The 11288-nt window shown below is 61.1% G+C and carries 9 protein-coding genes; 1 reads left to right on the top strand and 8 read right to left on the bottom strand.

Annotated features, from left to right (window positions below):
- Positions 1–289 precede the first annotated feature (289 nt).
- Entirely contained in the window at positions 290–580 is a 291-nt protein-coding gene (locus HYT87_19715) for a hypothetical protein (GenBank protein MBI2061974.1), read from the bottom strand.
- Positions 475–6234: a hypothetical protein gene (locus tag HYT87_19710; GenBank protein MBI2061973.1), complete on the bottom strand. Its 5760-nt coding sequence runs from the start codon at positions 6232–6234 to the stop codon at positions 475–477. The genes HYT87_19715 and HYT87_19710 overlap by 106 nt, the downstream gene beginning before the upstream one ends.
- A 153-nt stretch (positions 6235–6387) precedes the next feature.
- Here HYT87_19710 and HYT87_19705 point away from each other — a divergent pair, with 153 nt between their 5' ends.
- Complete coding sequence (locus HYT87_19705; GenBank protein ID MBI2061972.1) at positions 6388–7671, top strand: ATP-binding protein; 1284 nt, start codon at positions 6388–6390, stop codon at positions 7669–7671.
- 367 nt (positions 7672–8038) lie between these two features.
- On the opposite strand, the gene HYT87_19700 is transcribed toward HYT87_19705, so the two are convergent.
- The 6 genes from HYT87_19700 to HYT87_19675 form a co-directional block, all read right to left on the bottom strand.
- On the bottom strand, positions 8039–8497 hold the full coding sequence (locus HYT87_19700; GenBank protein ID MBI2061971.1) for a hypothetical protein: 459 nt from the start codon (positions 8495–8497) through the stop codon (positions 8039–8041).
- Positions 8498–8694: 197 nt separating this feature from the next.
- Positions 8695–9018 (bottom strand): hypothetical protein, encoded by a 324-nt coding sequence (locus tag HYT87_19695; protein MBI2061970.1) that lies wholly within the window; start codon positions 9016–9018, stop codon positions 8695–8697.
- A 4-nt stretch (positions 9019–9022) separates the two neighbouring features.
- Complete coding sequence (locus tag HYT87_19690; GenBank protein ID MBI2061969.1) at positions 9023–9436, bottom strand: hypothetical protein; 414 nt, start codon at positions 9434–9436, stop codon at positions 9023–9025.
- A 102-nt stretch (positions 9437–9538) separates the two neighbouring features.
- Entirely contained in the window at positions 9539–10519 is a 981-nt protein-coding gene (locus HYT87_19685) for a tyrosine-type recombinase/integrase (protein ID MBI2061968.1), read from the bottom strand.
- Between the two features lie 175 nt (positions 10520–10694).
- Positions 10695–10976 carry a hypothetical protein gene (locus HYT87_19680; GenBank protein ID MBI2061967.1) on the bottom strand — a complete coding sequence of 94 codons (282 nt, stop codon included), beginning with the start codon at positions 10974–10976 and terminating at the stop codon, positions 10695–10697.
- Entirely contained in the window at positions 10976–11248 is a 273-nt protein-coding gene (locus HYT87_19675) for an AbrB/MazE/SpoVT family DNA-binding domain-containing protein (protein MBI2061966.1), read from the bottom strand. Before HYT87_19675 ends, HYT87_19680 begins: the two co-directional genes overlap by 1 nt.
- Positions 11249–11288: the final 40 nt, after the last annotated feature.

Here is an 11288-nt window from a genome sequence, read left to right as displayed (position 1 = left end):
ACCTGTGCCCTCATCAACCGCGGGCTTCTCAAAATCGAGGGACCGAAACTGTTACCCTTTTTCAAGAGCCAACTGGGACAAAGGCTGTGAGGCCGCACACCGGTCCTTCGCTCATCGCTCCCTCACCCAGCGTGTGCCAGGAGAGCGCCGGGGAGCTGGATCCCCTAAGGAGAACGTTTCGTCGGCGAGCGAGACTTCCGTTTACCTATCTATTCGGCAGGTCGGGTCCGGAGCAGCGCCTGAACCGAAATAACAGCGTATTTGAGAGCGGCGGTGCCGTGCGGACTTCTCAGGGAAGATTCTGCACCTGGATGGGCGTGAGGCGGTTGACGGTCGTTCCGTCGCCGAGTTGGCCATTACTGTTCGATCCCCAGCATTTCACCGTGCTGGCAGAAAGTACTCTTTTATGCGTCCCCAAGCTCTTCGGCCATGCTGCTCTCGGAAACGAGCGCGCAGGTGTGACGATGCTACAGGTTACGGAATCGGAGGCGCGTAGACTTCGTTCGTCGCAAGAGCGCCCGGGTTGCCTCCCCCGACGACGTAAATCCTGCCGTTCACCACCGCCGCCGCGTGATAGTATCTTGCCACGGTCATGGCCGTCTTCGTCGCCCACGTATTCGCCACGGGATCGTACTCCTCGTTCGTCGCAAGATAGCTCCCGTTGAATCCCCCGAGGACGCAAATCCTGCCGCATACGGCCGCCGCAGCGGGCGACTCTCTTGCCGTGGTCATGGCGGTCTTCGTCGCCCACGTATTCGCCACGGGGTCGTACTCCTCGTTCGTCGCAAGATTACCCCCCCCGTTGCCTCCCCCGATGACGTAAATCCTGCCGTTCACTGTGGCCGCCGCGGGCATCCGTCTTGCCGTGGTCATGGCCGTCTTCGCCGCCCACGTATTCGCCACCGGGTCGTACTCCTCGTTCGTCGCAACATAGGTCGTCCCGTTGCTTCCCCCGATGACGTAAATCCTGCCGTTGACGGCCGCCGCCGAAAGCTCCTGTCTTGCCGTGGTCATGGCCGTCTTCGCCGCCCATGTGTTCGCCACCGGGTCGTACTCCTCGTTCGTCGCAAGAGGGCCGACGGCACCCCCGATGACGTAAATCCTGCCGTTCACGGCCACCGCCTTGTGAGTGCGCCTTGCCGTGGTCATGGCGGTCTTGGTCGCCCATGTGTTCGCCACCGGGTCGTACTCCTCGTTCGTCGCAAGGGAACCCGCGTTGTATCCCCCGATGACGTAAATCCTGCCGTTCACGGCTGCCGCCGCGGACGCCTGTCTGGCCGTGGTCATGGCAGTCTTCGTCGCCCACGTGTTCGCCACCGGGTCGTATTCCTCGTTCGTCGCAACCACGGGGGAGCAAGGGGCGTTGTTGCAACCACCGATGGCGTAGATCTTCCCGTTCACGGCAGCCGCCGCAATGGCCGATCTTGCCGTGGTCATGGCAGTCTTCGTCGCCCACGTATTCGCCACCGGGTCGTACTCCTCGTTCGTCGCAACGGGGGTACATGCGATGCATCCGCCGATGGCGTAAATCTTGCCGTTCACAGCCACCGCCGCGAGATCGTATCTTGCCGTGGTCATGGCCGTCTTGCTCACCCAGACGTTTCCGCCGGCGACGTCGGCTTTTTCGACCGTGTTGGATTCCGTATTGCCCGCTTCATCCTGGGCGCGGACGACGAAATAGTAGGTGGTATTCTTCGTGAGCGGCGCGGTGGCGTAGCTAGTCGCACCGGCACTGGTGGTGTACGTGGTGGCGAATGCCGAGCAGCCGCCTGCGGTCGTCGTCTGGCAAATCTTGTAGACCAGGTTTGGAGCGGTCGTCACTGTGTCTGACCCTGCGGACCATGAAATGGTGATCGGCAGACCGCCGGCTTCGGCCTTCACTGCCCCACCGAACGTGGGGGCGGTGGAGTCAAAGGTAAAGCTGTTCCCGGCACCGGGCGTTTCTGCATTCGAGGTGTTGTCCGTAGCCTTCGATTGAACCGTGTAGCTGGTGCCGCTGGCCCACGAGGGCACAGTGGAGTAGCTCCAAGATGTTGTGCCGGCGGCGAGGAGCCATGTGATCGGGGCGCCGAAGGTCGTTCCGTTCCAGTAGTTCAGACCGTCTGAAATGGTGATTTCGACTTTGTTCAGCCCGCTAGTCGTATCGGAACCGGTGCCCGTGATGGAGGTGAGCGCGGCGAGCTTGGCGTTGTTCGTTGGGGTGGAGATGGTAGAAGTCGGTGCCGTCCAATCGTTCGTCCACGTGACGTCCAAATTATTCGCCGTGGTGTTGCCGTTCCCGGCGGCGTCCACGCATCCGATGTATCGTGTGTAGGTCGTCCCGTCCGTTGCCGCCCCCGTGATGGTGCAGAGGCTCGTGGAGGCGCAAGTGTTGAACATCGAACCGGCGGCGTTGTCGGCCGTGTCCCATTTGCACGTACTGACGCCTGAGACGGCGTCACTCGCGGAGATCGCCACATCCGTGTTCGAGTCGTTCACCGTGTCGTAATACGTGGCGGCGGTGTCCCCTTCGACGCTGCTCAGTGTGACCGTGGGGGCGGTCCAGTCGTTAGTCCAGGCGACGGCAAGGTTGTTCGTTCCGTCGTTGGCATTTCCCCCACCGTCGATGCACGCGACGTACCGGGTGTACGCGCTTCCTTCAACGGCTGCGCCCGTGAAGGTGCATGTGGTCGATGAGGCGCAGGAGTTCGCCATGCTGCCATACGCGATGTCCGTCGTGTCCCATTTGCAGGCCGCGGTTCCGGACGTATCGGTAACGGAGATGGAGACATCCGTGTCCGAGTCGTTGACCGTGTCGTAGTACGCGACGGCGGTGTCGCCTTCGACGTTCACAATCGAAATGGAAGGCACGGTCCAGTCGTTCGTCCAGGTTACGTCCAGGTTGTTCACCGCCGTGTTCGCGTTTCCCGCCGCATCTACGCACGAGATGTATCGGGAATACGGTATCCCCTCCGTCGCCGCGCCGGTGATCTTGCAGGCGGTGGTGGAGGCGCAGGCGTTGGCCATTGAGCCGTAGGCGATGTCCGTCGTGTCCCACTTGCAGGCGGTCGTCCCGGAGGCGTCCGTGATGGAGATCGCGACATCCGTGTCCGTATCGTTCACGATGTCGTAGTACGTGGCGGCGGTATCGCCCTCCACATTGGTGATTGAGATGGAGGGGACGCTCCAGTCGTTCGTCCAAGTCACGGCGAGGTTGTTCGTCGCGTCATTCGCGTTGCCGAGGGAGTCGATACAGGCTACGTAGCGGGTGTAGGCGGTGCCGTCCGTGGCCGCGCCGGTGATGGTGCAAAGGCTCGTGGACGTACACGTATTGGCCATCGAACCATAGGCGACGTCGGTCGTGTCCCACTTGCAGGTGGTCACGGTCGAGCTATCGGAAGGCGAGATGGCGATGTCCGTATTCGTATCGTTCACGGCGTCGTAGTACGTTGCTGCCGCATCGCCTTCGATGTTGGTGATGGAGATAGCGGGCGGACTCCAATCGTTGGTCCATGAAACGTCCAGATTGTTCGTCGCGGAGTTGAAGTTTCCGGCGGCGTCCACACAGGAGATGTATCTCGTATAACTGGTGCCATCGGTTGTAGCGCCCGTGACCGTGCAGAGGCTTGTGGACGTGCACGTGTTCGCCATGCTCCCGTAGGCGATGTCGGTAGTGTCCCATTTGCACGAGGTCGCCTCGCCGGCAGAGATCGCGATGTCCGTGTTCGCGTCGTTCGCCGTGTCAACATACGGGGAAGTGCCGTCCCCTTCCACATTGGTTAGCGAGAGTACGGGCGGAGTAATGTCGTTCGTTTTGCTGGTGGAAGAGGACTGGTTCCCGGCGGCGTCGGTGGCGGTGATGTAGACCGTGGCACTGGTGTTGTCGCCGATGCTGATGGCACCGAAAATACCGCTCGCGGAGGCCGTACCCTGACCGAGTAGACTCGTGAGAAGCGCATCGGCCCATACTTTCACAATAGCTGATCCCTCCACCGATCCTGCCGGGCCTTGGATCGTGTCGGCGGTGCCGGGGGCGTTCTGAGTGACCGTGATGTTTCCGGCTACGGGCGCGGAAGGAGCCGTCGCGTCGATGGTCCACGTGTAAGAGACGGCTGAGGAGGTGTTTCCAACGGCGTCCGTGGCTTTGAGCTCGAATGTGTGCGAGCCATCGGCGAGGCCTATGTAGCTCTTGGGGGATGTGCAGGCTGCGTGAGCGGCGGCATTGAGGCTGCACGTGAACGTGCACGAAGATTCGTTGCACGTGAACGTGAACGTCGCAGACGTCGCGTTGCTGACCGCTGACGGCTGAGAGCTGATCGCTACAGTGGGCGGCGTCAGATCGATGGTCCATGTGTGGGTCGCGGGAGTTGCATCCACATTACCTGCGGCGTCCCGTGCTCGAACCTTGAACGTGTGCGAACCTGCGGCCAGACCTGTATACGCCTTCGGGGTTACGCAAGCGGCGAAGCCTGCCGTATCAAGCTCGCACTCGAAGGCCGCTCCCGTATCGGGAGAAGTAAACGAGAAGCTCGCGCTGGTGGAGTTCGTCGCGCTTGCCGGAGCCGTGGAAATCGCCGTGTCGGGCGGCGTCGTATCAACGACCCACGAACAGGTCGCGGAGGTGGTGTCGATGTTGCCCGCCTTGTCCCTGGCTTTGACTTCAAAGGCATGTGCACCCTCGGCGAGATTCGCGGCGGCCACGGGGTTGGTGCATGGGGCGGCGGTGCCGGTGTCGAGTTGGCAGAGGAAGGAGCACCCCTCACCCCCGCCCTCTCCCGCAAGGGGAGAGGGGGAATTATTCGTGCATGCAAACGCGATGGAGGCGGTGTTGGCATTGGTGAGCGATGGCGGGCAGGTGACCGTCGTATCCGGCGGCTTGGTATCGAGAATGATGTCATCCGAGATGATCTTGCTCCGGTTGCCCGCCTTGTCCCGGAATTGCACGTAGACGGTCTTCTTGCCGTCCCCGGTCGGCATGGAAAACTTCGTCTGTTCCGCATACGGAACCCAAATAACCGTCTTCACCTCGAACAAGCCGGTGTCTTGGGCGAGCAGCATCTCCATCGGATTGTCGTCGGTCGCCTTGACGGCTGCGTTCACGAGCGTCCTATTGATGAACTCCGCCCCGTTCTCGATGGTGATGGAAATGGCTTCGGGGGGCGTGGTGTCCGAGTAGAACGTGACGGAAGCCGGGGTCTGGTCGGTGTTCCCCAACTTGTCGGAGGCCGCGACGCGCAATGTCCGCTCGCCGGGAGCGGGCGCGGGCGTGAAGGGGCTTAAGCAGGGCGCAAAGGTGGAACCCTCAAGCGAGCAGCGGTACGTGCAGTAGGTCTCGTTGCACGTGAACTTGAACACAACGCTGTTTACGGCTGAAGGCTCACGGCTCACGAATGTATCCGGTGGGGTGAGATCGACGTGCGACACGTCCACGGTCACGGAATAGCCCTGCGCCAGCATGGTCTGTTCGAGCTTCTGCGCGTACTGCTCGTAAACCGCTTTCACCGAGGCCTCGTCAACTTTGGTAGACGGGTCGAGAGCGGCATCCACACCCGCGACCAGCACCTTGGTGAGTACGGAAACCCCGTCTCCTGAATCCTTCAGGTCCACCTGACTCAGATTGATGGCGTTGTCCGAAACGGCCACCTGCGTAGCCACTCCGCCATCCGACGTGGGTTTCACCTCCACCTGCGTGGTGACGGTCAAGAACTCGACGTTCGGGTTTTCCGTTGAACGCATTTTTGTCCTGACGCTCTGGTCGCCGTCGCGCGCAAGATGGATGGGGAAGGAGAAGGTCGCCTCGAATACAAACAGCGGCTCGTCGGCTTGACGACGTGGGGAGCCGCGTATGCCTCCCGCTTCCGCACCCCTGACGCCCGATTGCTCCACGCCCCGGATGCCGCCGCGAACACCGGATTTGAGCGAGCCACGTATTCCCTGCCCGATGGCTTGGCCGTCCACTTCGATGTCGAGTGCGACACCGCGTATTCCTTCGTCAACGCGGGAGAGTTCATCCACGCGCGACATCTCGTCGGTTCTTGAAAGTTCGTCAATCCTGCTCATCTCGCTGATGCCGGTGAGAGCGGTGGCCTGCTCTGGTGTGAGCGGAATGGCCACGGTCATTGGGATTCCGTCTTCGGGAACAGTGGTCGTAGCCGCGCCTGTACCAGTCGAGGATTTCTGGCAGGAGGTCGCGAACAGGGTGAGGGTTACTGCGATGCCCAAGCCCCGCACACGCTTGAACATGTTCCTTTCCATCTCTTACCCCCTACCATACCTACCACTTTCCGTCTGTGCCGTAAATCACGGACTCGGGGGACCGGCCGTGTGTGACGGCACATCCTCTCTGGGTTATAGGGCCGGAAGCGAAACTCTTGACATGTACTGAATTGGAACTCATACTGTTCAATCATGACTCCCTATAAGTCCCGCCTCCTCGTTCCGGCTCTGGAACGGGCGATGAAGAGCATGCCAGTGGTGGTGATCAGCGGCATGAGACAGGCCGGCAAGACCACCCTCGTGAGGATGGATCCGCTTTTCAAGGGGCGGGCTTTCGTGTCCCTAGACGATCTCGCCCATCTGGAAGCGGCGCGGCGCAATCCGGAGGACTTCGTTCGGCGGGCGGAGCGGTTCACGATAGACGAAGCCCAGCGGTGCCCCGAGCTCCTACTCGCCATCAAGCGGGAGGTGGATGAACACCGCAGGCCGGGACAATTTGTCCTGACCGGTTCGGCCAACTTCCTCCTCATGCGGAACGTCTCGGATTCATTGGCGGGCAGAGCCGTCTACCTCACGCTCCACCCGTTCACCCGGTCGGAAGTGCGATCCGGCGGAAAGGAAGAACCGCTCTTGATCAGGATCATCAAGGCCTTGGGGAAGGGTGGCGGCGGCAAGGGTTCGAGCGGCCAAGAAGAGGCGATCAGGAATTTGTGCGCTCGCATACCGGAGCGGAAGGGAATAGTCGCCCCTTCCGAGATCTTGCGGGGCGGCATGCCGTCGGTGGTCTTAGGGGATGCTGCGGAGCCGGATGTCTGGTTCAGTGGGTTCGAGCAGACCTACTTGGAGCGCGATCTCCGGGAGTTGCGTCAGCTGCCGGACCTGCTTCCGTTTCGTCGACTCCTGCACCTGACGGCCCTGCGGACGGGAAGCATCCTCAACCTGACCGAGGTCGGTCGAGACGCCCGCCTTAACCATGTGACGACGCGCCGCTACCTGGACCTGATGGTCCTTTCGCACATCGTGCATGAGATCCCGCCCTATGCCCGGAGCCGTTCAGCCCGGCTCATCAAGTCCCCGAAATGTTACCTGTCCGATTCCGGCCTGGCGGCGTATCTGGCAGGCGTCGACGTCGAGACGGGACCGGGTGACACTTGGCTTTGGGGGCGCCTGCTCGAAACGTACGTCATGCAGAATGTCTTGGCGATGGCGTCGTCGATGCTGCCGGGGGCTCGGGTCTACTACTGGCACGTCCAAGGTCGATACGAGGTGGATACCGTGATCGAGTGGAAAGGACACACGCTTGCGTTGGAGATCAAGGGGTCATCCAGATGGGACAACGCTTCCGTCGCCGGTCTCATGGCGTTCAAAGATGCCCACAAGAATTGCGGAGCGGCGATTCTGGCCTACAACGGGCGGGAGTGGGCTGAAATCGAAAAGGGTGTCTTCGCCATTCCCTTGGCGAGGTTGCTGGAGTAATGCACGGCCCGCTTTACGGGCCACGGACTGTGGTGTCAGTCCGGGAAGGCTCTACGGTGAGCTTCCCGGAGCCGCGAAGAAACCAGATGAGAATAGATCCGCGTGGTGACGGGCCTGAGCCCTCGCCCGGGACTGGAAGGGAGGGTGCGGCTTCAATAGGGACGGGGATCGGTCCCGCCGAATAATCAACAATCAACAGTGCGATTACGAATCAGCGCCAACCGATAACAAACAACCGATAAGGGGGTTGCCGTTCTGGGCAGCGCCATCTAAGGCTCTCACCGGTGATCTCGGCGTAAAGAATGCGTCCCCGGTTGAGTCTCAGGGAAGAATCGAACGCACTCCGTAGGGACCGTCCCCAAATTGTTCATCCGGCGAAGTTGAGCTTCTGCAACTCTTTTCGGAGCTTCGCCCGCTCGTCGTTGAGCGTCATCATCTCACGGACGATCTCCATCGGGTCGTCCTTCGGCCGGCCGTCCGATTTGAAATAGTGTACGGCGCTCGTCAGCCGGGCCGTACGCTCCTTCAGGTCCGTGTCAATTTCGGCCGCGCGCTTGAGCAAAGGGGCGGCGCCGGTCCGGTGGTTCGCGTCCCGGATTTGGCCCTCCAATTTGCGGATGGCGGCCACCACTCCCTCGCGTTTCTTGCGGATATCGTTCAGGTTGAGCTTCGGATGAAGCCTCTGGACCTCCTCGCCCTTCTCCCGCGTGCGCCTGCCCCAGCTTCGCTCGGCAACCTCGCCTGTTGCAGCTTGCAAGACGGCGTCATAAACGCCCTTGACCGCCTTGAGCCTTTGAAGCTCAACCAGGAGTTCGTGTGTCTTCATCGTTTACCTCGTGGATCCATTTCATCCGCCCACATCCTCCCGACTATTCATCCGCGTGTCAAGCGGGCCTCCTGAAACCGCTGCCCTCACCTGCACAGCGCGACAGACATGAATCGGTTGGCTGCTTGATTCTTTTGCAGGATCTCGACCAACCGGAACCTTGGCCGCTGCGCGGAGCCGTTTCGGTCGGGAAGCACTCAAGTTCGCAGCCGCCCCAACTCCCTTTCGATCAGACTGGAGGCAAGCTGGGCCGGGCTGACTTTCCTACCCGATCTGCTGAGCCTGGTCGCCAGTTTCTTCAGCCTCGTCCACGTCTTGGAATTGAAGGGCACCAATCGCTGAATGTCCCATGCCGGATCGCTCGGCCTGCCGCCGACCGGGATCAGCCGCCCGGCCAGTTCTTGGCCAAGCAGGACCCAATCCAGAGGGCCCTGGGATTGTGACCGTCCGAGGCTGACTACCCGGTTTGCACCGAGCTGGGCCCCTATCGCTGATTGCTTCTCGTTCCGTGCTTTGGTCATTGTGTCACCTCCCTATCCTTTGGGCGGGATCGTACCGGGAAATACCGTAATACGACCCACCAACGATTACACCTACCTCCCCCTGGTTCGTCTCCCGTCCGAAGTCGTGCAGGAATCTCCTGAGCTCCGCGAGCGCTTTCCCAGTGAGGTCCGCGGGGTTCACGTAGGAAAGCACCATGACTACCGATTCAAAGAGCAGCTTTCCCGCTCTCTCGTCGTCACGCCAGACCCCCTCCGACGGTGGGAAAGCCGTTGCCCCTCGGAAAAGACGCCCGAGGGTTTCCAGGGCCGAGTTTCGCCAACGAGCCTGGTCGATCGCTTGCCCATCACGATCCAAGCCGGGTATGAACAAGACAACCTGTGTCGTGCCGGTCGGCAAGTGCGCGCCGAGGGAACGCTGGAAGGTCTTTCTCGCCATGGTTCAAGGATAGCGCTTTCTATATAGAAAGAAAACCCCTGCCCGTCCGGAGCCCAACCCCGCGTTGATCGCTGCCAGGCTGCGTATCCCGTCTGCGTCGGATCACTCCGGGAAGGCTTTGCGGTGGGCTTCGCGGAGCCTCGAAGCGACCAGATGAGAATAGATCCGCGTGGTCACCGGCGAGGCATGACCGAGGAGGTCCTGGGTCGCGGCCAGATCACCGGTTTTTTCGAGGATTCGCTTCCCTACAAAATGGCGAAGCCGATGGGGACTCACTCGTTCGCGGATTCCGGCGTCCTTCGCCAGGGCCTGGATGACGTTGCGGGCGCCTCGCTGGCTGAGCCGGTGCATTTTCTCGCCGCTGCCCCGGTTGTGCCGGCAGAAGATGGGCGCCGGCGTGGCAGACCGGATGGGTTCCCGCTTCCCACGCTTGTCGAGATACGCCATCAGCGCGTCCCATCCAAAACGATCGAAGAACAGTAGCCGCTGCCTGTTCCCCTTCCCCGTAATGCGCAGACTGCGGTTCTTGGAATCCAAATCTTCCACGACTGCCCCTACCACCTCCCCTATTCTTCCACCGGCGCAGCGCAGGGTGTGGACAAGGGCAATGTCCCGCAGGCGCTTGATTCTCGCTTGACGGTCTCTTCCCGAAGTCTGGTCGTACGCGGCTCGCACCATGATGCGGACTTCCCTGTCGGTCAGCGCACGGGGGAGGCGCCGACCTCGTGGTCTGAGCCCGCGGTACATCGCGCGGATGCGCTCGCTTCCGCGACCGAGTGCCGGGTGCATTTCCTGCCGGATAAGGAACCTGAGCCATGAGAGGTAGACCGCCAGATAGGTGGCAATCGTGTAATCATTCGGGCGCTTCCGGAAATGCTCTCGTTTGAGATAGTGCGGTACGCCGAGGAAGTGATCGACCGTCAGGCGTTGGAGCGCCGATTTTCTCGGATCGATCCCCTCCCCTCGTAGAAAAAGTTGAAACGCTCGCAACGCCGAGGCGTACGTATGCGGTGTTTCCTTCGACGGCCGAAGCCGGATTTCGTCCAGAAAGGCGTCGATGGCATGTTGGATCGTGTTTCGCACCCGCGCAGCGTACGCAGACCGCCGGATGCAGTCAAAATCAGACTTCCGTTTACTTCTCTATTCGGAACCTGTATCGCCGGGCTACTTCTCCCGAAGGGAACGGAATTGCCTGTAGGGTGATCCCCTCCCTGCAATTCCGCGTTACCAACTTCGATCCCCGGATACAGCCTCACTTTCAGAGCGTCTTCAGGAACCTCCTCACGGCTTTGTGATCGCCAACAAGCACGAACCCAATCACGTCCTTCTCCCAGTGCAAGATTACACGGTCCCCCAGGCCGGCCCTGACCTCCCAGAACTTCCCCCTCAAACGCTTGAGCCCGAGGCCGGGAGCCGGCGGCGTCCGTTCTTCGAGGGCCACCATGAGGGACTGCGTGGCTTGGACGACCTTCCGCTTCCTCTCCCCCGGCCCGAGCTTTTCAACCAGTCTGAGGAAGGAAGGCTTGAACTCAAACTGCACTACAAGGACTCAAGGAACTTCGACGCCTCCCCGGCGGATCGGAACACCCTGCCCCGCTCCCTTCTCAGCTTGGCGATCCTGTCCCATTCCCTCTTGCTGAATTTCCACGGCCTCTCCTCCACCTGAACCGGGACCACTTCCACCCGGCCGCTCGGCGAAAGCCGAAAACCCACCTGATCGCGTCCAGGGCGGATCCCCCATTTCTTGCGCACTTCCTTGGGCAGGGTGATCTGCCCCTTCGTTGTGACGGAAGACGTTATGATCTGCGCCATGGAGCCTCCTTCAATCTATCGGTATTACTTTCATACCCAA

This window comes from Nitrospirota bacterium (genome assembly GCA_016180645.1).
Classification (GTDB): domain Bacteria; phylum JACPQY01; class JACPQY01; order JACPQY01; family JACPQY01; genus JACPAV01.
This window is presented reverse-complemented; position numbering and strand designations above follow the sequence as displayed.

Excerpts from the sequence above, each read along its gene's own strand:
- HYT87_19710 (MBI2061973.1), bottom strand. The coding sequence starts at position 6,234 with ATGGAAAGGAACATGTTCAAGCGTGTGCGGGGCTTGGGCATCGCAGTA.
- HYT87_19695 (MBI2061970.1), bottom strand. The coding sequence starts at position 9,018 with ATGACCAAAGCACGGAACGAGAAGCAATCAGCGATAGGGGCCCAGCTC.
- HYT87_19690 (MBI2061969.1), bottom strand. The coding sequence starts at position 9,436 with ATGGCGAGAAAGACCTTCCAGCGTTCCCTCGGCGCGCACTTGCCGACC.
- HYT87_19700 (MBI2061971.1), bottom strand. The coding sequence starts at position 8,497 with ATGAAGACACACGAACTCCTGGTTGAGCTTCAAAGGCTCAAGGCGGTC.
- HYT87_19705 (MBI2061972.1), top strand. The coding sequence starts at position 6,388 with ATGACTCCCTATAAGTCCCGCCTCCTCGTTCCGGCTCTGGAACGGGCG.
- HYT87_19675 (MBI2061966.1), bottom strand. The coding sequence starts at position 11,248 with ATGGCGCAGATCATAACGTCTTCCGTCACAACGAAGGGGCAGATCACC.